Source organism: Streptomyces sp. NPDC004732, assembly GCF_040609235.1.
Classification (GTDB): Bacteria; Actinomycetota; Actinomycetes; order Streptomycetales; family Streptomycetaceae; genus Streptomyces.
The window spans coordinates 188,307-208,216 of the sequence record NZ_JBEXJR010000003.1; the positions used below are offsets into that span (position 1 = coordinate 188,307).

Consider the following 19,910-nt stretch of genomic DNA (forward strand, 5'->3'; position numbering starts at 1 on the left):
TCCTGCGAGGCGCCGTTCCTAGCGCATCAGCAGTCCCCGCATCCCCAGCCCGTAGTGCACGCGCAGCCGGTTCAGCTCCCACAGGCCGACCGCCGTGACGGAGAGCGGGGCGCCCAGGATGAACACGTACCGGATCACCGTCGGCACGCCCTCGTGGGCGCCGGTGAACATGTCGATCAGTGCCATCTCCCACGCCAACGCCATGATCAGCAGTGGCGGCACCGTCTCGTGGATGTCCGCGGTGCGGAACACGTGCTGGACGGCGAGTCCCACGCCCCAGATGACGAACGGCGTCACCCAGAAGAGGACGAAGAGGGTGAACGCGAGGATGAGGCCCTTCGTCACGGTGAAGTGGCCCTCCACGAGGGGTTCCTGGCCCTCGAAGAACCCTGAGAGCACGATGATCGGGAAGACGGAGGCCGCCGCCATCATGGCCACGATCGCGCCGAAGCACCGCCCCGCCCGGCGCAGCAGGTCCCGTCGCGCCGCCGGAGCGGCCAGGCCGTACAGGACGCCGACGACGACCGGGAGGGTCGCCGCCAGCACGAGGGCGCTGGTCCACGACTTGTCGACCTGCTCGTCCGCCGCATCGCTGAGCTTGGGGGCGAGCTTGTAGGCGTAGGACATCCACAGGAACGCGCCCACGCCGACCAGGGTCCTGATCTTCCGCATCCGCGCCACCTCAGGATCCGAGACGATGCCCGGCCGTGACGGGGTGAAGACCCTGCGCGCGGTGTGGATGGGGCCGATCCGCCGCCGCAGCCCGGTGATCGGCCCGCCCGGCGGCGGCACCGGCGGCCCCGGGTAGGGCGGCTGGGGCTGTGGCGGCACGTAGGGCTGGGGCGGATAGGGCTGAGGTGGCTGCGGCTGGTAGGGCTGCGGCCCCTGGGGCGACCGTCCGCCCGGGTTCCAGTTGCTCATCGTTCGTCCCCCGATATGCGAGTGTGCGCCGCGATGGGCGCGATCGCCGAGTGTATTGAGCACACAGGGTCCGCGCAGCCCTCACCCCGGGCCGTGCACCGAACGGCCACAATTGTGCAAGCATGCTTGCTTTCTTCAAGGACTCGCCGAACCGTACGGCGGCTTCATCGACCTCGCCCGCGACGTGCGCGCGGGCGCCGACGTGTTCGCCTGCGCCGAAAAGATCCGCAGCTGGCGCCTGTGACCTGCCCGGCTCCTGCCTAAAGGTTGTCCGTAACTGTGGTCGTCCCTCTCCACGAAAGGTCGCTCCGCGCTCCCGGATCAGCCGAAGATGAGCTCCACGTTTTTGTCCACGCAAGACCGCAGGACGGTGACCAACTCACCGATGTCTTCGATACGCCGGCGCAGGACAGGGTCGCTGTCGACCGGCAGACGGTGATCGAGGATCGCTTTCAACCGGGGCAGCATGGCCGCGCATTGAGCGGGCGTGAGGTCGGGGCCATCATCATCTGGATGGTTGAGCAGTGGCTCCAGCGCGGTGGCGACGCTGGACCACTGGCGGTCGCCGCCGAAGCCGTCCATCTCGGCGAGCTCGAACCCCTCGGTCCGAGCCAGCCACTCCCTGAATGTCCCGAAGCCGGTGTAGGACCAGGAGACGTCCGGACTGGTCACGTCATCGTCACCTGGAAAGAGCATCAGCCCCATGTCACCTGCCTTCCTTGCTGGGCACCCAGGATCACTGACGGGCGGGCTGCCGACAATTGAAATGATCTCCGGATGGCTGGTGCCCACCCGCGACCGATCGATCGCCGAGCAGTCGAAGAACTACCGCTATTCCACGGCCCGGCCTACGGCACAACGCCCGCGATGCCCGCAGACCCCTCGTTCTCCTCGGGCTCACATGAACACGAAACGGACGTCAGTCGACTACACCGAAGTCTTGCTGCGGAACCGCTCGTTCAGGTGACCCGCGCGGCCACCAGGGTCTCGAAGGTATAGGGCCGCAGGCCATCGGTACGGTCGGCGAAGTACCGCTGCTGGAGGTCTGCACGTGCGGGGTGGTCCACGACCTTCAGCCCGCACCGGATGACCAGCCTCTCGATCTCGGATACCGGCCAGCCAGGCTGAAGTGGCTCGCCGACAGAAGCCGCGATCGGTGTGTAGATATGGGCGTATTCCGTCCCCGCGTCGTCGAGCGCAGCGTCCTCGGCCCGGTAGGAGAACACCACCTCAGCCCCGGGAGCAGCCGCCGCGATCGTGTGCAACGTCGACTCGATCGCCTGTGCCGTCAGATAGGGGGCGACGCCCGTCCAGCAGAACATCGCCGGCCGCGCCCAGTCGAATCCGGCCGCGCCCAGAACATCCTGAATCGGTTCGGCCTCGAAATCAACCGGCACGAATACCTGCGAGGCGCTGAGCGGCAGGCCGAGATCTCTGACCCGCTCGAGCTTCCAGGCCTGGGAGGCAGGGTGATCAACCTCGAACACCGTCAGCGAGCCGAGCAGATCCGGCCGCCGCCACGCGAACGAGTCAAGCCCCGCGCCGAGAATCACGTACTGCGTGAAGGCACCGGCAGCCAGCCGGTCCTCGGCGTACCGGCTGCGGGTGCAGACAGCCGCACGGGCCTCGCGACGGACCGGGCCGGGGAACAGCGGATCGAACTGGTCTCGCAGTTGCTGCCATACCGGGCCGACAAGCACCAGGGCCAGCACATCGTCCAGTACCCACGGCGACGCCGTCTCCAGGCGAAACAATCCGCGCGACACAGCCGCAAACATCGCCGTCCTGCTCGGCGCGCTTTCCATGTATTCCTCCTTGCCGGCCAGAACCCAGCATGCTGGCCACACCCACCCACTCCGCGCCCTTCACAGGATGCGGCTGAAGCGCCCTGACGGCCATAGCCAGATCGCCTGGCAGCCACGATCTGCTCGCCAGCCAGCGCCGGAACGGGGTGTCCTGGTGGCGCCAGGCGCGGGGCCGTAGGTGTCGTACTCGGGGTCGTCGTGGCCGGGACCGATGATCGCCATGCTGGTCTCCTCGCGGGTGCGTGGGAGCTGATGCTCCCCAGCTGGGGGCGTCTCAATGCCGAGGCGTGGCAGTACGGGCCGTGTCGGGGCCGAGTTGCGCCGTTGCCGCCGCACGACGGCCGCGGGCACCCTGGGAGCGCCCAACCCGCTTCGGGTTGCGCGTCTGGGGCGGGGTGGGCGTGGACTTCCTGTTTACGTGCGGTTGGTGCGACGAGGAGAACGTCCTCTACGGGGAGCAGACCGGGTTCTGGGGGACCCGGTACCGGCTGCCGGAGGAATTCGAATGCTGGCGGTGCGGCGGCACCAGTACCGTCCCGGACGGGCCGTGGACGCCCGCCGACTAGAGCCTGTCCGATGCGTCCGGTGACTGACCAACGCGCGGGTCGTTCCGATCGACATGGGGCGGGGCGACCTCTCGGATAAGGAGTGGGTTCGGCTGGAGCCGCACCTGCCGAAGAACGTGGGAAGAGGCGGACGTTGGAAGAGCCACCGCAGAGTGATCAACGGAATCCTCTTCGGCAGCGGACCGGCATTCCGTGGAGGGACCTACCGCTCGGCTTCGGCAAGTGGAAGACAGCGCACGACAGGCATCGACGCTGGTCAGCGGACGGCACGGGGGACAGGATTCTGCGGGCTGTCCAGGCTGACGCTGACGCGGGGGCCTCATCGACTGGTCCATGGTGAGCGTGGACTCCACGGTGTGCCGCGCTCACCAGCACGCGGCCGGAGCCCGTCGATCCGCCCCTCGCATTCCAGGACGCCGTCGACGCCCCGTCTCGCACCGTGCCGACGAAGCCCTGGGACGCTCACGTGGCGGCTTCACGTGCAAGATCCACCTGGCCAGCGAAAGCGGCCGTCGGCCGCTCGCATTTGTGATCACACCGGGCCAGTGGGGCGACGCTCCGCAATTTATCGAGCTTCTGGACCGCATTCGCGTCGCCCGGCCCGTCGGCGGACACCCACGCACCCGCCCGGACTACCTGAGCGGCGACAGGGCCTACAGTTCACGCCGCAATCGCCGCTACCTGCGCAGACGCCAGATCAAGCACACCATCCCCGAGCCGAAGAACCAGCGAGCCAACCGCAAAGCCCGCGGCAGCAAGGGCGGTCGACCCGCCGGTTTCGACAAGGCGATGTACAGCCGCCGCAACGAAGTTGAGCGAACGATCAACCGACTCAAGAACTTCCGGGCTGTGGCCACGAGGTACGACAAGCGGGCCTACGTCTTCCAGGACACCGTTACCGCCGCCGCGATCCGCCTGTGTCTCTACGCGTAAGCAGATCGCGCGACCGCACAAGCGGTCGGCGAACGGGCACGTGGCAAATGCGACGTTCCGCGGAAGCGGCCCGCCCTGTCAGCCCTCAGGCCGAGGCCGCAGCGACGCAGAACTCGTTGCCCTCCGGGTCGGCCATCACGATGTGGTGCTCGTCGAACTCTCTGAGGACGTTCCCGCCCGCCTTCACCAGGCGCTCAGCCTCCGCCTTGACCCGCGCCCAACGCTCATCGGAACTGCCATGTCCCGGGACCCGGACGTCGATGTGCAGTCGGTTTTTCGCTGCTTTCGGTTCAGGGACCTTGAGAATGGAGAGCCGGGGGCCGATGCCGTCGGGATCGCATAGCCACTCGGCGTCGTCCGCGGAATCGTCATCTGGGAGGTCGAACTGCGCGAGCCACTCCTCGCGGGTACTGAAGGGAGCGGGCGGTGGCTCGTCGACATACCCCAGGGCCGTCTTCCAGAACTCGGCGAGCAACTGCGCGTCCGTGCAATCAAGGGTCAGATCGATTCTGGCTGCCATGACAGGACCGTACTGCGCACCTCTGACAAGCACGGCTGAGTCGTCCCAGCAACCGGCCGCTGCCTCCACTCCATGACTCGTCGGACACTGCCTAAGCCACAGGATCCCCCGGGGTGCTCCAGGTCGCGCTCAGTCGCAACTGTCCCTGCGCAACCGGCGAGAGATTCAAGCACAGGACGTGGCGGCCCGACGGGCTGGCGTGCTGGCGTGCTGGCGTGCTGGCGTGCTGGAGGCATGGCAGACGGACAGCCAGGACATGGCGCGGGACGCGACAGTGCCGTGGCTGCGTACCGACCGTGTTCCCCTGGAACTGCTCATGAAGCGAAACTCCCCCATACCGTTCCGCGGTGGTATCCGGCACATCGAACTCGCCAAGTGCGACGAGCGGTTCCCGGGGCCGTGCCCGAAGAAGCGGACAGGGAAATGCGGAGGCTGGCATCTGACCACGCGACCAGCGGAACGCCCCTTCGACGAATTCATCCGAGACGCCGTCTCCGGGCTTTACGCACGAGCAATCGTCAAAGTGAAGCGGACTACGTTTGAGCTCTGGACCTTCACGACCGATCACACTGCGTACCTCGACGCGGCATCGGGCAAACCCCTCGCCGTCGTTTCAAGGCCACGTCAGGGCGGCACTCCGCTCACCCGAGTCCGCCCCGAGCACAAGGTCTGCTGTGCCGGGGACACCACCGATCGCCTACCGGGGCAAGTGCGGGGCTGGGGTACGGCCATGCGGAGCATCCGCTCGCTTCTATCCCGCCGGATGGCTCTGCGACGACCACCGGCCGTAGTCGATTGCACGGGCTGTCCGCAGGAGCGCCTTCCCTGCGCCCGATCACTCCCACGACTTCCCAGTATTGACCGACCCCTGTCGCCCGTACCAGTGGCTACCAAGATCCGGACCAATACCGGACCGACCTCCGGGCGAAAGCCTTGCAAAGCATCGTTTCCCCACTCAGCCCGGATGCAGCTGCTGTACCACCAGCAGACGAAGAACCTGCTGGTGTCGTACTCGGCGAAGAAGCTCGGCTTCTTCTAAGGGACACGAAAAGGGGCGCCTGCACTGGTCCTTTACCCGTCAGGCGCCTTCGGTTCGGCCCGCCTCCGCGCTGCGGGCCGCGACTCCGTTGGCCAATCCGACCTTGCGGCTCACGAGTAATCGTCAAATCCCGTGGATCGATGAGTGTGGTCGGACCTGCCAGGTAGGCCGTTCGAGCTGATCGTTGTACACGATGATGTCTGCGTGGTCGGTTGGGCGGGCTGTGGCGAAGTAGAGCTGTTGGGAGGGGATATAGCGGTGGCGCCAGGATCGTTCGATTTCGGTGGTGTCGGGGGTGTCGGTGGTGGGTTCGGCCAGTGCCGCGGCTCGGTCACGGGCGCGTTCTACCGTCTGCTCAAACGGGACGGACACGAAGATGCGCAGGTCCCACCGGGGGATGAGTTCTGGGCGCAGGAGGAAGACGCCGTCGAAGAGCAGTACGGCGTCTGCGGGGGCGGTCGTGTCCGGCGGGGACGATGGGGTGTCGGTGTCTGCGTCGTAGACCGCGTGTTGGAACCTTCGGTGTCCGTCCGGGCCTAGCGGATCGAGCAGGACTCGGCACAGCGCGGCGTGGTCGTGGGCGTCGAAGTAGCAGCCTTCGGCCGAGTACTGGCCGCGTCGGTAGCGCTGTGCACGGGGGACGAGGAAGTCGTCGATGGTCGCGCGGATGACGTCGCGATCCTGCGCGCGCAGGACGACGGCGAGCTCGTCGGCCAGCGTGGTCTTGCCGGAGGCGGGCGGCCCGTCGATGGCGACCCGCAGCGGGTGCGCAGTTGTGACGGAGCTGATCGCCTCGGCCAGCCGACTGATGAGCTCGCCGCGGGTGCCTTGGTTCATTGCTGCCTCTCTCACCGTGTCTATGGCTCGGGCTCTCACCGCACAGGTTCACCGGGTGGGGCGGCGTCTGCGGCTGGAGGGATCGATCCGAGGCTGTCCTGATGCGGGGTGTTCTCCACCGTCCATCCGCGGAAGAGGGTGAGTGCCTCAGTGAGGTTGCCCGGCCCGCATGCAGCATGGAAGGTCATGTCATGGCACGGGATGCTAGGTCAGCCGCGGGTCCAGGACCGGACGCGGTTGGTTCGACGTGCCCTGGGCGTCGCGATGGCCGAGCCGGTACGCGTGCGAAGACTGGCCGATCAGGAGGGGCAGCGCCTTCAGCAGATCGTGCGGCGGGGCAGCGCCGCCCCGGTTCGCTACCGACGCGCGATGATGTTGCTGGCCGCCGCCGGCGGCCACCGGGCCCCGGTGATCGCCCAACTGGTGCAGGCCGACGAGGACCCCGTCCGCGACGTGATCCACCGGTTTCATGGGACGGTTGCGGGGCCGGGCTCGTCTTCTGCTGGTAGCGATCAGCGTGCTGGGAAGCTGTCCTGATCGGCCTGCTCTTGTGAGGGTGAGCGGCATGACTGTGGGTTTCAGTGGTGAAGTCGCTGAGTATTACGCGAAGTACCGTCGTGGTTATCCGCCCGCGGTCATCGAGGCGTTGCAGGCAGCCTTCGCGCTTGATGCTGACGACGTCGTGCTGGATCTCGGGTGCGGCACCGGCCAGCTTGCTCTCCCGCTCTCCGCCCGGGTTCGTTCCGTTGTCGGGATGGACCCGGAACCGGACATGCTCCGGCTCGCAGGGGAAACGGCCGCAGGTCAGGGGGTGCGCAACGTGACCTGGGTGCTGGGCTCCGACAGTGACGTTCCCGCAGTGGGGGCGCTGGTGGGGCAGAAGTCCCTGGCGATGACGGTGATCGGGCAGGCACTGCACTGGATGCGGCACGAGGAGCTGTTCCGCTCGCTGGTGCCGCTGTTCCGCCCGGGAGGGGGCGTTGCCGTGGTGGCCAACGGCACACCGTTGTGGCTGCAGGACTGTGCCTGGTCGCATGCTCTGCGGGCCTGTCTGGAGGATCACTTCGGCACCAGGCTGAAGGCAACCTGCGGGACCGGTGCGCATGACCGGCGTCGGTACGCGGAAGCGCTCCAGGCCGCAGGGTTCACAGATGTGCGGGAATCGGTGATCGATTACAGCGATGAGCTGAGCTTCGACGAGCTCATCGGCGGCGTCTGCTCCGCGATCCCCGCTGACGAACTGCCGGACGATCGGACGGCGTTCGCCGAGCGGATTCACCGGTCGCTCCCGTCCGGCCCGTATCTCGAAAAGGTCCGGGTCTCCGTGCTCGTGGGCCGGGTGACGTGATCGGTCTGATCGGTCTCGTGCTGGTAAGAGGGCTGGAACGCGGAGGGCGACGAGGACATCGTCAAGGCCGTGGCCGCTGCCTGGGCCGAGGACGGCAGCTACACGGACCCGCTGGCCGACGACGGCCGGATCCGTACCGTTCGCGGATTCCTTGACCGCGTGCCCACGGCCTGAACGTACGCGCGACTCGTGGGGCTGCCGGTGGCGGGCCGTGCACCGCGGCGGTCGGCGGAGTGCCGCTCCCCCATGAGGCAGAATGTCTGCTTCATGGGGGTAGTCGTCTTGAGGGTTGTGTGCTGCTCGTCGATCTGTCCACCGTGGCGCCACGCGAGCGGGCGGACGCGTTTCATCATGCGTTGACCGACTCGCTGGTGCCCAATGAAGTGGTCCACGAGGAGCCGGAGACGGGCATCCACGCGCGCATGGAGCTGTGGCAGGTGGGTGGGCTCGGGCTCTTCTCCACCCGCAATCCGGGCTTCGAGGTGCGCCGCAACGACCGGCACGTGCGCCATCACCGCAGTCGGCCCGTGATCTCGGTGTCGCTGCAGCCCGAGGGCGCCCACCGGGCCGAGATCGCGGGCAGGCAGCAGGTCCTCGGACCGGACGACATCTGCGTGTTCCACGAGCTGTCGCCGCGGGTCTACGGCTGGTCGGGCGACGGCGCGTCCCAGTCCATGATGTTCGACGTGGACCGCCTGGACATGCCGGTGGACGCCGTGGTGAAGGCCTCGGCAGCTGCGCGCCAGCCCCATGTACGACCTGGTCCTGAACCATCTGCGCGGTGTCTGGCGCGACCCGGGCCGTCTTGAGGGCGACCCCGGCGCCGGAGCCCTCGCCACGGCCACCAACGAGCTCGTCCGCGCGCTGCTCGTCTCCGCCGCGCACGCCGAGGAGTCCCCTGCCGTCCGCTCGGCGATGGACGAGACGCTGCTCACGCGGGTCCTGGCGTACACCCGCCGCCACCTCGCCGACCGCGACCTGACACCGGAGCGGATCGCGCGGGAACGCGCCGTCTCGGTACGCAAGCTCTACGCCCTGCTCAACGACGCGGGCATCAGCCTGGAGCAGTGGCTCATCACCGAGCGCCTGGCCAAGGCGCGCGAGATGCTGACCGCGCCCCGCTACGACCGGCTCACCGTCGCGGCGGTGGCCGCGCGGTGCGGGTTCACCAGCCCGAGTCACTTCAGCCGCCGCTTCCAGGCGGCGTACGGCACGTCCCCCAGCGAGGCGCGTCGGCACCGCGATGTCGCTGGCTCCGACGGCGGTTGAGGAAGGTACGGAGCGGCGCTCAGGCCGAGTGCAGGGCGGCGTGCAGAGTGTCCGTCACCTGGATGCGGGCCGCCCGGGACGCCTCGGTCCCGCGGAGCAGGTCGAAGAGCACGAAGCCGTGGATCGTGCCCTGGTAGCGGATCGACACGACGGGCACGTCCGCCTCCCTCAGCCGGGCCGCGTACGCCTCGCCCTCGTCGCGGAGCACATCGGCCTCGGCGGTCAGGACCAGCGCCGCCGGTAGACCGTGCAGCCCGCTCACCGGCGCGCGCAGCGGCGAGACAGCCCCGTGCGCCCGGCTCTCGGCGTCGGGTGCGTACTGCTGCCAGTAGCCGTGCATGGCGGCGCGGCTGAGGAAGTACCCGTCCGCGAACCGCCGGTAGGACGGGGTGTCCATCGCCGAGTCCGTCACCGGGCAGACAAGGACCTGGCGCCGGAAGTCCGGCCCGCCGCGCTCGCGCGCCACGAGCGTGAGAGCCGCCGCCAGCTGGGCGCCCGCGCTGGCGCCGACGACCGCCATCCTGGCCCCGTCCAGGCGGCACACCGCCCCGTGCCCCGCGACCCACCGGGCCACCGTGTAGGCGCGCTCCACGGCGTGCGGATGGCGGGCGTCGCGCGGGGTGTCGTACTCGGGGACGACCACGGCGGCATCGGCGCCGAGCACGAGGTCAGCCAGCAGCCGCCGGTGCGCGTACGCGTCGGTCAGCATCCAGCCGAGGCCGTGCAGATACAGCACGACCGGCAGCGACTCGTCGGTACCGGCCGGGCGCAGGATCCGTACCCTGATGCGCTTCCCGTCGCGCCCCGGCAGCGCCAGCCACTCCTCCTCGATGTCCGGGTCGTCCGCGCCGCCGCCGTCCCACAGGGCGGGCACTCGCCGCCGACGAGCTCCGCCTCGACACCGACGACGTCAAGCCCCGCTTCGGCGAGGGCGCCCGCGGCGTATTCGCCGCCGGGCCCGAGCCCGACGACCACGACGTCCGCGTATCCATCCGCACTCATCCCGTCCACTCCTTCTCGGCTGTCCACCTGCGCCCCGCGGTCGGGGCGGCCCGGCCGAGGCTAGGTCGGCCTGCCGCGCCGTCCCGCCGGTCAGTGCACGGGTGCTTGCACGAGAGCGAACGGGACCAAAGCGGGAGGTCAGCGCCGTGCACGGACCGACAGCAGCGCGTGCGCTGCCGGACAAGAAGGGCGAGGTGATCCAGGAGTACGGCACGGTGAATCAGTTCCCGATCGGCCTGTCGTACGAGGCGAGGATGTACGCCTGCCAGCGCCTCAACCGGGTCCTCGCGGACACCCAGATCCTGTACGGCCTCTACAAGAAGCACCACTGGCTGATGCGCGGCGCGACCTTCTACCAACTGCACCTGGTCCTCGACAAGCACGCCGGGGAACAGCTCGGCCTCGTCGACACCCTCGCCGAGCGCGTCCAGACCATGGGCGGCGTCGCGGTGGGCGACCCCCGGCACGTCGCGGAACTCACGTCGGTCCCGCGCTCGCCGGACGGTGTCGAGGAAGTCCCGGCGATGCTGTCGCGGCTCCTGGAGGCCCACGAGACGATCCTCGTCGATGCGCACGACGCGGCGGCCAGGACCGCCGAACTGGGCGACGACGGCACGAACGACCTGCTGGTCTCACAGGTGATCAGGACGGGTGAGCTGCAGACGTGGTTCCTGGCCGAGCACTTGGTCGACACCCCGCTGGTCCGCGCCTGACCTATTCGGTGAGGCCGGGAGCCGCCCCCTCTCCGACGAGCAGGGGGCGGCCAGCCGGGTGGTGGCGGTCACCGCAGGACGTTCAGGGCGCGGTCGAAGGCCGAGTCCCGCTTCTTGGCGAACTCCTCCTCGGTGAAGACCGGTTCCTTCAGGTGCGGCGGGATGCCGGGACCGTCGAAGGTGTCGCCGGTGCGGGTCAGGAACTGCTCGTTGGGCAGTACGGCCCCCATGCCGTTGGGCAGCACGCGGCCCATGATGTCCGAGAAGACGCCCTGGGTGGGCTGGCCGATGCGTACGACGCGACCCTCGGGCCGGTCGATGAGGGACTGGGTGAACGTCTCACCCGCGCTCACCGTCGACCCGCCGGTCAGCACGGCGATGGGGCCGGTGTAGTGGGGTGCCTGGGCGGGGGTGACACGGATCGGCTCGGGGCGGGTGTACTTGGTGGGGTCGGCGGGGTCGTTGCGGGCGCGCTTGCGGTAGGCGACGTAGGGCGAGTCGGTGAGGCGCTCCGCGATGCGGATTCCCAGGGGGTCGGACCCGCCGCCGTTGATGCGCAGGTCGATGATGAGGCCCTTGAGCCGTTTGGCGCGCTGCGAGGTGAGGACGGTGTCCAGGGCTTCGTCGAGCACGGCCTGTTCGGCGGAGTAGGGGGCGCCTTCGGCCGCGTATCCGTCGAAGCCGGAGATCCGCAGGTAGCCGCGCCCGCCGGGCAGATCGGCGTACGTGATGCGGCCGTTGGCGAAGTTCTGCAGGTTGTGCGCCTTGGCGAGGTCGCGCCGCACGATGTACTTCTTGACCTTCTCGTCGAGTTCCTCGGTGGGAATCTCAGTGCCGGGGCGGACCTGCGCGAAGTACTTGTCGCCGTCGCCGACGGCGACATGCGCGTCGTACAGCGGAGTCACCATGTCGCGGAAGACGGCGAAGAGTTCGTCGCGCGTGGTGTCGGGGTGCACCTTGGCGCGGTAGCGGGTGCGCATGGCGTCCCAGTCGATGCCCTTGGCGGCGAAGAAGGGGTAGTTCTCCGCGAAGGAGTGCCAGAACACGTCGAAGCTGGCGAGCGGACCACTGGGTGCGGGCCGGGTGCAGTCGTCGGGCAGCGCCGGTGTCCGCTTCAGCTTCCGGTGCCCCGCCGCACCGTCGATGGCCAGCGTGGCGCGGTCGCGGTCGTGTCCGGTGCGTACGGTGAGGACAGCGTTGTCCGGGGTGGTGTAGACGCCGGGGCTCGTCTGCCGGGCGGCGAAGCCCTTCAGGCAGCTCACGGCCGTGGTCTGGTACTCCTGGAGCTGTCCGTCCCGCAGGGCCAGGACGGTGCCGTAGCCGTCCATGCGCCACACGCCGTCCGTGCTGGGCGGGGCGTCGGCGGCGGAAGCGGACGCGGATGCGGCCTGAGTGACTCCCGCGGCGAGGGCCAGGGCGAGGACGGCAGACACGGTGATACGCAAGATTCCCCCCAGTGTTCGTCAGTATGCGTCGCCCCGACACTGCCTCACGCCCGCACACCAGGTCCATCCGACCCACCACTTGACGCCACCTCAGGGAGGCGCGCACTTGCCGGACTGGATGGTGGAGACTTCTTCCTGCGAGACCCTTCCCATGACGGCGCCCCGCACAGAAGAGATGGGAGCGAAGGTGTGACCAGTCGTGTCACCTTGATCTCACCGGCGACCAGCCGATCGCTGCGGGAAGCCCGCTTCGACGACGGCAGTCTCCTCGACGCCCAGGGCGCGGCCCGGGCCCAGGCAGCCGCCGGAACCCTTCCGACAGCCGAACGGGTGCTGGTCTCCCCCACCGTGCGCTGCCGGGAAACGGCGTCGGCGCTCGGTCTGGCCGCCCTGGACTCCCCTGAGCTGACGGGTCTGGCCATGGGGCGATGGCGGGGCCGCACCCTCGACGACGTCAGTAAGGAAGAGCCCGACGCGGTGTCTCGCTGGCTGTCGGACCCGGCCGCGGCACCGCACGGCGGGGAGTCCGTGCGGTCCCTGTGCGAGCGTGTCACCGCATGGCTGGATGCGATTGCGGAGGTCGAGGGCCGCACCGTTGCCGTGGCCGAGCCCGAGGTCATTCGGGCCATGGCGGTCACAGCCCTCGAAGCACCGCATTCGGCCTTCTGGCGTCTCGACGTCCCGCCCTTGACCGCGACCTGCCTCAGCGGGCGTTCCGGGCGCTGGAATCTACGGCTCGGCCAGGCGCTCGACACACGGTGAACCGCACGTCGGCCAGGGCCTGTCGTCAAACTCCTGTCGTCGCCCGGAGGGCGGCTTCGCGGCGTCTGGTGCGTGCTCTCGGCGTGCCGGGTGGACGCCCTCGTACTGGACGTACGTGGGCGTTCACCCGGTGCGGCGAGAGCGCGTGCCAGACGCCGCGCAGCAGACAGGAGTTTGAAGACAGGCCCTAGGCACCCCTCGGGGCGGAACGGCCGCTTGGCGCATCCGCACCGCGTCCGTTCCGATGGCGTTGGAGCAAGGTGGCGAGCTCACAACGCAGGCATGAGCCGACTCCTCGCCCCGCCGACATGTGCGGACCTGGGCAGCCGTCCTCCGACTGCCCGATCAGCGCCTCGATCTGCCGCAGCAATTCCTCACTCTGCTTCACACGCTGCGCCAGCACCCTGACCCGGGCGCTCTGGCCGCCGACCTGCCGCCTGCTGACGATCAGCCGCTCGTACTCCTGCGGGGTCAGGGCCACCGCCTCGTGTCCGCCGAGGGTGATGTGCCGTGGTTGTGGTGGTCTGGTCACTCGGGTCCCTCCTGCCGAGTCCATCGATGTCGGGAGAACGCGAGAGGGCCCCCGGATGGTTCCGGTGGGCCCTCTGTGCGGAACTGGCTGCCGCTGTTTCAGTCACTGGCTCGGCATGAATGCCTCAGTGCGCCACGGGGTCGGCCTGCGAAGGCACCGCCGCCTCGGCTCGCGGGGCGAGCAGCCGCTGCGCCAGCTCTCCGAAGATCAGGCCGAATCCGGTCCACAAGGTGAGCTGGATGGCCAGCGCCGAGGTACGGAACCGCCAGAGCAGCGTGGCCGGGAAGTCCTTCGGGACCTCGTTGATGACGGGCAGGAACGCGTACGCGAGACCGATCACCAGGGCGAAGGCGGCAACCGCCGCCACGGTGGCGTACCAGTTGCCCCACTTGAGTGCGAGCCGCTTGCCGAGGATCACCGCGCCTATCGACAGGAGCACGCTGAGCACCATCATCAGGAGGTAGAGAGTCGTGCGCTTGCCGATGGTGTCGGGGTCGCCGACGGACGGCGGGTTCGCCGGGTACTTCAGGAACGGCACCACGTACACGGCGAGCAGGGCCGTGCCCGAGAGCAGCAGTGCGGTGGCCCGCGGGGTGAAGCGACCGACGCGGCCGAGGGCGAAGCAGTAGGCCAGGGCCGCGATGCCGCCGAAGGCCACACCGTAGATCAGGACGCCGGTGGCGAGGCCGCCGGTGGACTGCAGCCCGCGGCTGACGAGTTCGACCTCGTGTTCGTGCGCCGGTGCGTGGGACTCCTCGAAGCCGATGGCGTCGTCGACGCCGGGCTCGCCCAGGAAGTAGGCGACGAGGAGAGCGAGCACACCGGCGCCGAGGCCTGCGAGCATGCCCCGCACGAGGAGGTTTCGGACCGTTGTGGAGTTCATGGTTGCGCGGTCTTCCTCGTCAGTGGCAGGGGAAGCCGAGCAGGTGGCGGGCGTCGTGGACCCATTCGTGGACGTCTGCGCCGTTGACCACGGAGGTGGCTCCCTGCTCGGCGCCGACGAAGTACAGCAGGACCAGCATCAGGATGCCGAAGAAGACCGCCCAGGGGACGATCGCGCCGATCGGAAGCTTTCCGGGAGAAGCTGAGCTGGTGGGTGTCGGCTGGGCGACGGTCTGCGCCATGGCAGGACCTCCTCGGGAACTCGCGTCCCATTCGGTGGTGCACAGGACGACGGCTGCGGGTCTGACTTCCGTGACGTTCCCCCTCGCGGGGGCCCGTCGCCGTTCACAGTGGCGCGACCGTGCCGGAGTTCCACCGGCTTCCGCCCTGCCGTCGTCGATATCGCCCAGACCGTACCGCGTGCCGGGCACCGGGCCAAGACCGCTTAGCCTCCGTGGTGCTCTCCTGGCATCACTGACGCGGTCGATCCGAAGGTTGCTCGACGATCCGCAACAGATACGTGTCCATGATCCAGCCGTGCCGTTCCCGGGCATCGGCCCGGACCTGGCGGATGCGGTCGGACACGTCCCGCAGCGGCCCCGCGATGAGGAGTTCGTCGGGCGTGCCCAAGTAGGCGCCCCAGTAGATCCAGACGCCCTCCCCCTCGACCTGGGTGAACGACTCGTGCGCGTCGAGCATGACGACGATGTCGCCGTCATCGTTCTGGCCCACATCGGAGAGGCGCCGGGCCGGGGTGATGTGGACCGGACGGCCCACCTGGTTGAGCGGAATGCGGTGCCGCGCGGCAAGCGTGGAAACACTCGTGACGCCGGGGACGACCTCGATGGCCATCGAGACCCGGCCGCGCGCCTCGATGGAGGAGAGAATTCCGAGCGTGCTGTCGTACAGCGAAGGATCGCCCCACACGAGGAAGGCCCCGGTCTCACCGGCCCCCAACTCGTCGCGCATCAGGCCCTCGAACAGGTCCGCGCGGCGGGCGCGCCAGTCCTCGATGGTCGACGTGTAGTCGGACCGGTCCATGGGCCGCCGGTTCCGGCTCGGGTCCTCGACCTCCACCACGCGGTACGGGGCCTCGGCGTGCTCTTCCAGCATCTGGTGGCGCAGATCCGTGAGCGCGGCCTTGTCGGCGCCTTTCCCCACGATGAAGAAGACGTCCGCGCGCCGGATGGCCTTCACCGCTTGGAGGGTGAGGTGGTCGGGGTCGCCCGCTCCGATACCGATGACGAGAATCGTGCGCCGATCCGCACCCTGCGTACTCATGACGTCCAGTCTCGCAGCTCGCCTCCCAGCCCCCGCGAAAATGCACCTCACAGCAGAAATGGCGCCCGGCCGGGGCTTCGCCCGGCAGGCGCCATTTCGGTGCGGCCGCCTCACGGTCGGCCGGTCTTGTTTCCTTTCTGAGCTATCGCCGGGTCACGGAGCGGATCCAGGCGAGTTGCTGGGAGATCTTTCCGGCCTGGGCGACCTTCTCCCGGTCGGAGCCGTTGAAGACGCCGACGAGGGTTTCGGTGCCGCGGGGGCCGACGCTCATGATCGGGCCTCCGGAGTCACCTCCGGCGGGAATCCCGGACACCTTCTTCATGCAGAAGTCCGGGCCGTTCGGCGTGACGTAACCCTTGCACCGGGGCGTGTCCGCCTTCACGACCTGCAGTTTCGACTGCTTGAGCACGTTGGACTGGCAGGAGTTCTCGTCCCCGGTGCAGGTGGCGCCCCACCCGTACTGCCGTACGTTCTGGCCGATGCGGACGGGGGCCGTGGCCAGGCGCGCGGGCTTGACGTTCATGCGCGCCACCTTGATCAGCATCATGTCGGCGTGCGCGCTGCCCACCCGCTTGCCGGGCACCGGGCGGACCTTGGTGCCCTTGCGCATGTCGAGGTTGCCCACCCGGAACGAGATCCGCTTGTCGGCGACCGGCTGCGCCTGCTCGTAGAAGCAGTGCGACGCGGTGAGGATCCACCGGGTCGTGACCGCGGTGCCGGTGCACGCCGGTTTGCCGTCGACGAGCATGCGTACCGCCCACGGACCGTAGGTGCTCTTCGACCCGCCGATGACGGCGGAGGCAGGTGCACCCGACATCACCGAACCCACCACCAATAGCAGGGCGGCCAACAGCAGCACCTGGACTCGACGCACCATGCGTTACAGCTCCTTTCGACGGAGGCACCGTGCCCCCACGTGATGAGATACCTCGCCGGGCCGGAAGGTTCCGTCGGAAGCCGTCACGTGTGGGCTACGGGAGCGTGCTGACGCGGATGTCGTCGTGGTAGGCGATGCGCGTCTTCACGCTGCCCTTCTCCGTGGTCGAGTCGGGCCGGTACAGGCCCCACTTGACGTACCCGAAGTCGGAGGGGTTCTTCGGGTGCCAGGTCCGCGTGTCCTCGTACACCTTCTTCAGCTCGAAGTCCTGCTGCCCCGGGAGCTTCGCGGAGATCTTGTAGGAGCCGGTGTTGTCGTCCGCCCAGCGGACGTCGACGCGGAACCGCAGCCACTTGTTGACGTACGGGCGGTAGTCGTCGACGACCGGCCATTGGAGGTCGGGGCCCGGTGAACGGAAGATGATCTGGTTGCGCTTGGCGCCGAGGTAGAAGGAGGGCGGGTTGGAGTTGGCGGGCTTGCCCTGGAAGAGGATGTCGCCCGTGGTGGCGTCGCCCTCCTCATACGTCTTCCAGTCCTTGAGCAGCACGCTGAACTCGTAGCGGCGCTCGTCACCCACGCGGAACCGGGACGCCGTCACCTTGTCGGTGGCGCTTTCGCTGCGCGGCGCACCGTCCGATACGTAGCCTTCGTCGTCCAGCGTCACCTTGTGCATGACTCCGTGGCCGCCGGTGTGGCCGGAGCCCACGACGGCGGAGGCGTCCGGCGCCGTGGCATGGGTGGTGGTCAGGTCCGGGATTCCGGAGTCGAGCGTGCCGCTCTCGTAGTCGACATCGAGCAGGGGCTTGGAGTTCTTGCGGTCGGTGCGGGCCTGTTGCGCGGGCTGTGCGGTCTGCGGGGGGCGCTGCTGGGACTGCGCGGCCTGGGGCTGTGCGTTCTTGGGGTCTGTGTCGGTGGGTTGCGCGCTTTGGGGCTGTGTGTCGCGGGACTGTGCGTCGGCGCGATCCTCTGCGAGGCATCCGGTTGTCAGCAGCGTGCCGCTCAGGGTGAGTGCGGCCGTGAGGTGGACCAGTGGCTTGCGCATGGTTCCTCCTTGAGTGGGGGGGTGTGCGTGGGGGGGGAAGGCTGGGATCAGGTGTTGGGGTGGTCGGTGATCTGGACGAGGTTGCGGCCGCGCATGGTGTAGAGGCGGCCGGACTCGTCGTTGGTGATGTGGGAGCCGCTGTACCAGCCGCCGTTGATGTCGGTGACGACGGTGGAGACGGCGAAGCTCTTGGGGTGGAAGCGGAAGACGGTCGTATCGGATACGCCGTAGACCACGCCCCGATTGGTCACCATGGCCGCGTAGCCGTTGCTGACCGAGCTGACGTCCGCCCGGTGGATCAGCTTGTGCCGACGGATGTCGATGACGAAGAAGCCGCCCTTGCGGGAGAGCCCGTAGAGGTGGCGGCCGCGGATCGCGAGCGCGGCGACGCCCGCCGACTGCTGCGGGTCGACGCGCCAGAGCTCCTTGCCCGCCACCGGGTCGAAGGCGACGACCGTGGCGCGGGGCTCGGTGCCGGTGTTGTTGTCACCGCCGAGATAGGCCACGCCGTCCTTGGTGGCGAGGCCGCGGACGCACTGCCCGTCGTCGATCGGGTTGACGTGGCACCGGGAGCGCTCGGTGCGGGGGTCGTAGGTCCACAGCGAGCCGCCGCCTGCCGTGTCCGACTCGACGCCGACGAGGACGCGCCGGTTCACGCCGTCCCAGACCACGTCGGCGGGCCGGTTCTGCGCGGGCGGGAAGGCGGCGACCTGGTGGGTGGTGTCGCCCTTGCGGGGGTCGTGCGTCCAGATTCCCTGCGAGCTGTACTGGCCGGTGTAGAGGACCCGGTCGACGACTACGGCGTCCTTGGCCTCGCCGGGAGTGCGCAGGTAGACGGTTCCGTCCCTGTCGAGGGCTCCGTCCCTGCCGAGCGTGTGGCGGGCGATCGTGCCCGTGCCGCTGACGTACACATGGCCGCCGCCCGCCGCGATGCCCATGACGGTCTGGGGAGCCGACGGCGCGCCCGCATCCGCCAGTTCGATGACCTTCGAGGTCTTGGCCGCGGGGTCGATCTCGGCCACGAACCCGAAGGCGGAGGTCACCAGGATCTTGTCGCCGCGACGGTCCACGCCCCAGATCTCACCGAGGTCCGGTCCTCGGAACTCGACGGGCCCGATCGAGTCGGTGGCCCTCTCGTAGGCGAGCAGCCCGGATTCACCGGCGAAGTACACGCTGCCGTCCAGGGCCGCGAACTTCTTGGCGGTCGTGCCCCGCGACTCGGCCACCGAGTACTCCCCCAGGTCGGCCAGGTCCATGACAGCCACCTGTGCGGGGGCGGAGTGGCCCGCAGTGCCGACGACCAACTTGTCGTCGATGACGGCCAGTTCCCTGATGGATGCGTCGCGCTGCAGTTCCCGGGGCGTGACCTGGCTGAACTCGCGCGCCGCACGGTCGAGGGCGAACAGGGCCGCCTTACTCTTCCCGCCACCACCGTGCAGGATGCTCCCGGCGCCGAAGAAGACGGTCGAGGCCGTTGCCGCGACGGCCTGCGCGGTGGTCGCGTCCGCGCTCGGGACCCCGAGCGAGACGATCCCGCCCTTCGCCGGGTCGTACTCCCACAGTGCGGGCGCGGCCCCGCCCGCACCCCCGCTGCCCACCGCGAACACGGCCCCGTCCGGTGCCACGGTGAGGTCCCGTATGTCGCGGTCCCCGATGCGGCCGAGGGCCTCGGCGGGCTTGCCGGGCGTCTTGAGGTCCCAGCGGTAGAGGTTCGCCCGGCTCACCGACTTCTGGAGCACACCGGCGTACAGGTACCGGCCGGTCGGGTCGGCGGCGAGGGCCTGGATGGAGTGCCCGGTGCCCAGCGGGGTCTGCGCCACGACCTTGCCGGTCGGCATGTGCAGGGCGATGATCTTCACGGGATCCAGGTTGCGCGAACCGATGTACAGCGTGTCGCCGACCAGCACCGCGCTCATGAGCGAGAAGCGGACCACCGCGGGGCCGAGGTCGACGACCCTCGCTCCGCCACCCCCTCCGGTGGGCTGCGCCGCCTGCCCCGGTCCGGCCGTGGCGAGGCCCGCCGCCGTCACCAGGCCGACCGCGCCACCGGCGCGGAGTACGGACCGCCTGCTGATGTGCTGTTGTGGCATGACATTCCTCCTGTGCTGCGTGACATTTCGGGACGTGTCTATGTAT

22 protein-coding genes, 4 pseudogenes and 1 riboswitch are annotated in these 19,910 nt (G+C 69.0%); of the genes and pseudogenes, 11 read left to right on the forward strand and 15 right to left on the reverse strand.

Going from position 1 to position 19,910, the window contains the following annotated elements; all coding sequences use genetic code 11:
• Positions 1-18: 18 nt before the first annotated feature.
• Positions 19-921, reverse strand: a complete 903-nt coding sequence (locus ABZV77_RS09950; RefSeq protein WP_356252914.1) for a hypothetical protein — start codon at positions 919-921, stop codon at positions 19-21.
• Positions 922-1,033: 112 nt separating this feature from the next.
• Between ABZV77_RS09950 and ABZV77_RS09955 the strand changes: the two genes are divergently transcribed.
• The gene (locus ABZV77_RS09955; protein WP_356252917.1) at positions 1,034-1,165 is read left to right on the forward strand and encodes a hypothetical protein; all 132 of its coding nucleotides are present in this window, start codon (positions 1,034-1,036) and stop codon (positions 1,163-1,165) included.
• A gap of 77 nt (positions 1,166-1,242) precedes the next feature.
• Here the strand turns inward: ABZV77_RS09955 and ABZV77_RS09960 are convergent, their stop codons facing one another.
• Entirely contained in the window at positions 1,243-1,626 is a 384-nt protein-coding gene (locus ABZV77_RS09960; RefSeq protein WP_356252920.1) for a hypothetical protein, read from the reverse strand.
• Between the two features lie 52 nt (positions 1,627-1,678).
• Here ABZV77_RS09960 and ABZV77_RS09965 point away from each other — a divergent pair.
• Positions 1,679-1,762, forward strand: a pseudogene (locus ABZV77_RS09965) (IS5/IS1182 family transposase); the annotation flags it as partial.
• Positions 1,763-1,880: 118 nt separating this feature from the next.
• Here ABZV77_RS09965 and ABZV77_RS09970 read toward each other — a convergent pair.
• Positions 1,881-2,726 carry a class I SAM-dependent methyltransferase gene (locus ABZV77_RS09970; protein ID WP_356252923.1) on the reverse strand — a complete coding sequence of 282 codons (846 nt, stop codon included), beginning with the start codon at positions 2,724-2,726 and terminating at the stop codon, positions 1,881-1,883.
• A 60-nt stretch (positions 2,727-2,786) separates the two neighbouring features.
• Positions 2,787-2,948 carry a hypothetical protein gene (locus ABZV77_RS09975; RefSeq protein ID WP_356252926.1) on the reverse strand — a complete coding sequence of 54 codons (162 nt, stop codon included), beginning with the start codon at positions 2,946-2,948 and terminating at the stop codon, positions 2,787-2,789.
• Between the two features lie 179 nt (positions 2,949-3,127).
• On the opposite strand from ABZV77_RS09975, the gene ABZV77_RS09980 reads away from it, so the two are divergent.
• Both ABZV77_RS09980 and ABZV77_RS09985 read left to right on the forward strand, forming a co-directional pair.
• Complete coding sequence (locus ABZV77_RS09980) at positions 3,128-3,292, forward strand: hypothetical protein (RefSeq protein WP_356252929.1); 165 nt, start codon at positions 3,128-3,130, stop codon at positions 3,290-3,292.
• Between the two features lie 53 nt (positions 3,293-3,345).
• Positions 3,346-4,225, forward strand: a pseudogene (locus tag ABZV77_RS09985) (IS5 family transposase).
• Between the two features lie 85 nt (positions 4,226-4,310).
• Here the strand turns inward: ABZV77_RS09985 and ABZV77_RS09990 are convergent.
• Positions 4,311-4,745 carry a VOC family protein gene (locus ABZV77_RS09990; RefSeq protein ID WP_356252932.1) on the reverse strand — a complete coding sequence of 145 codons (435 nt, stop codon included), beginning with the start codon at positions 4,743-4,745 and terminating at the stop codon, positions 4,311-4,313.
• A gap of 1,162 nt (positions 4,746-5,907) precedes the next feature.
• A complete protein-coding gene (locus ABZV77_RS09995) occupies positions 5,908-6,621 on the reverse strand; it encodes a cytidylate kinase family protein (protein ID WP_356252935.1) in 714 nt (237 codons plus the stop codon).
• 264 nt (positions 6,622-6,885) lie between these two features.
• Here ABZV77_RS09995 and ABZV77_RS10000 point away from each other — a divergent pair.
• The 5 genes and pseudogenes from ABZV77_RS10000 to ABZV77_RS10020 all read left to right on the forward strand — a co-directional run.
• Positions 6,886-7,092: pseudogene (locus ABZV77_RS10000) on the forward strand (IS630 family transposase); the annotation flags it as partial.
• Positions 7,093-7,186: 94 nt separating this feature from the next.
• Positions 7,187-7,969 carry a class I SAM-dependent methyltransferase gene (locus ABZV77_RS10005; RefSeq protein WP_356252937.1) on the forward strand — a complete coding sequence of 261 codons (783 nt, stop codon included), beginning with the start codon at positions 7,187-7,189 and terminating at the stop codon, positions 7,967-7,969.
• Between the two features lie 9 nt (positions 7,970-7,978).
• Positions 7,979-8,143: pseudogene (locus tag ABZV77_RS10010) on the forward strand (nuclear transport factor 2 family protein); the annotation flags it as partial.
• A gap of 182 nt (positions 8,144-8,325) precedes the next feature.
• The gene (locus tag ABZV77_RS10015) at positions 8,326-8,778 is read left to right on the forward strand and encodes a hypothetical protein (protein WP_356252940.1); all 453 of its coding nucleotides are present in this window, start codon (positions 8,326-8,328) and stop codon (positions 8,776-8,778) included.
• Entirely contained in the window at positions 8,720-9,238 is a 519-nt protein-coding gene (locus ABZV77_RS10020; RefSeq protein ID WP_356252943.1) for a helix-turn-helix transcriptional regulator, read from the forward strand. Before ABZV77_RS10015 ends, ABZV77_RS10020 begins: the two co-directional genes overlap by 59 nt.
• A 19-nt stretch (positions 9,239-9,257) precedes the next feature.
• Here ABZV77_RS10020 and ABZV77_RS10025 read toward each other — a convergent pair whose 3' ends face one another.
• On the reverse strand, positions 9,258-10,112 hold the full coding sequence (locus ABZV77_RS10025; RefSeq protein ID WP_356252946.1) for an alpha/beta hydrolase: 855 nt from the start codon (positions 10,110-10,112) through the stop codon (positions 9,258-9,260).
• A 274-nt stretch (positions 10,113-10,386) separates the two neighbouring features.
• On the opposite strand from ABZV77_RS10025, the gene ABZV77_RS10030 reads away from it, so the two are divergent.
• The gene (locus ABZV77_RS10030) at positions 10,387-10,953 is read left to right on the forward strand and encodes a DNA starvation/stationary phase protection protein (RefSeq protein ID WP_356252949.1); all 567 of its coding nucleotides are present in this window, start codon (positions 10,387-10,389) and stop codon (positions 10,951-10,953) included.
• A 68-nt stretch (positions 10,954-11,021) separates the two neighbouring features.
• On the opposite strand, the gene ABZV77_RS10035 is transcribed toward ABZV77_RS10030, so the two are convergent.
• Positions 11,022-12,281, reverse strand: coding sequence for a S41 family peptidase (locus ABZV77_RS10035; RefSeq protein ID WP_356254252.1), 1,260 nt, complete (start codon positions 12,279-12,281; stop codon positions 11,022-11,024).
• 306 nt (positions 12,282-12,587) lie between these two features.
• Here ABZV77_RS10035 and ABZV77_RS10040 point away from each other — a divergent pair, with 306 nt between their 5' ends.
• The gene (locus tag ABZV77_RS10040) at positions 12,588-13,160 is read left to right on the forward strand and encodes a histidine phosphatase family protein (protein ID WP_356252952.1); all 573 of its coding nucleotides are present in this window, start codon (positions 12,588-12,590) and stop codon (positions 13,158-13,160) included.
• Positions 13,161-13,347: 187 nt separating this feature from the next.
• On the opposite strand, the gene ABZV77_RS10045 is transcribed toward ABZV77_RS10040, so the two are convergent.
• The 7 genes from ABZV77_RS10045 to ABZV77_RS10075 all read right to left on the reverse strand — a co-directional run bounded on the left by ABZV77_RS10045 (position 13,348) and on the right by ABZV77_RS10075 (position 19,864).
• Positions 13,348-13,692, reverse strand: a complete 345-nt coding sequence (locus ABZV77_RS10045) for a hypothetical protein (protein ID WP_356252955.1) — start codon at positions 13,690-13,692, stop codon at positions 13,348-13,350.
• Between the two features lie 124 nt (positions 13,693-13,816).
• Complete coding sequence (locus tag ABZV77_RS10050; RefSeq protein ID WP_356252958.1) at positions 13,817-14,575, reverse strand: CbtA family protein; 759 nt, start codon at positions 14,573-14,575, stop codon at positions 13,817-13,819.
• 19 nt (positions 14,576-14,594) lie between these two features.
• Positions 14,595-14,816: a CbtB-domain containing protein gene (locus ABZV77_RS10055; protein ID WP_356252961.1), complete on the reverse strand. Its 222-nt coding sequence runs from the start codon at positions 14,814-14,816 to the stop codon at positions 14,595-14,597.
• A gap of 59 nt (positions 14,817-14,875) precedes the next feature.
• Positions 14,876-14,958, reverse strand: a riboswitch (cobalamin riboswitch).
• A gap of 87 nt (positions 14,959-15,045) precedes the next feature.
• Positions 15,046-15,855, reverse strand: coding sequence for a precorrin-6A synthase (deacetylating) (gene cobF, locus ABZV77_RS10060; RefSeq protein WP_356252964.1), 810 nt, complete (start codon positions 15,853-15,855; stop codon positions 15,046-15,048).
• A 142-nt stretch (positions 15,856-15,997) separates the two neighbouring features.
• On the reverse strand, positions 15,998-16,732 hold the full coding sequence (locus ABZV77_RS10065; RefSeq protein WP_356252967.1) for a trypsin-like serine protease: 735 nt from the start codon (positions 16,730-16,732) through the stop codon (positions 15,998-16,000).
• A gap of 94 nt (positions 16,733-16,826) precedes the next feature.
• A complete protein-coding gene (locus ABZV77_RS10070; RefSeq protein ID WP_356252970.1) occupies positions 16,827-17,774 on the reverse strand; it encodes a heparin lyase I family protein in 948 nt (315 codons plus the stop codon).
• Between the two features lie 47 nt (positions 17,775-17,821).
• Entirely contained in the window at positions 17,822-19,864 is a 2,043-nt protein-coding gene (locus ABZV77_RS10075) for a PQQ-binding-like beta-propeller repeat protein (protein WP_356252973.1), read from the reverse strand.
• Positions 19,865-19,910: the final 46 nt, after the last annotated feature.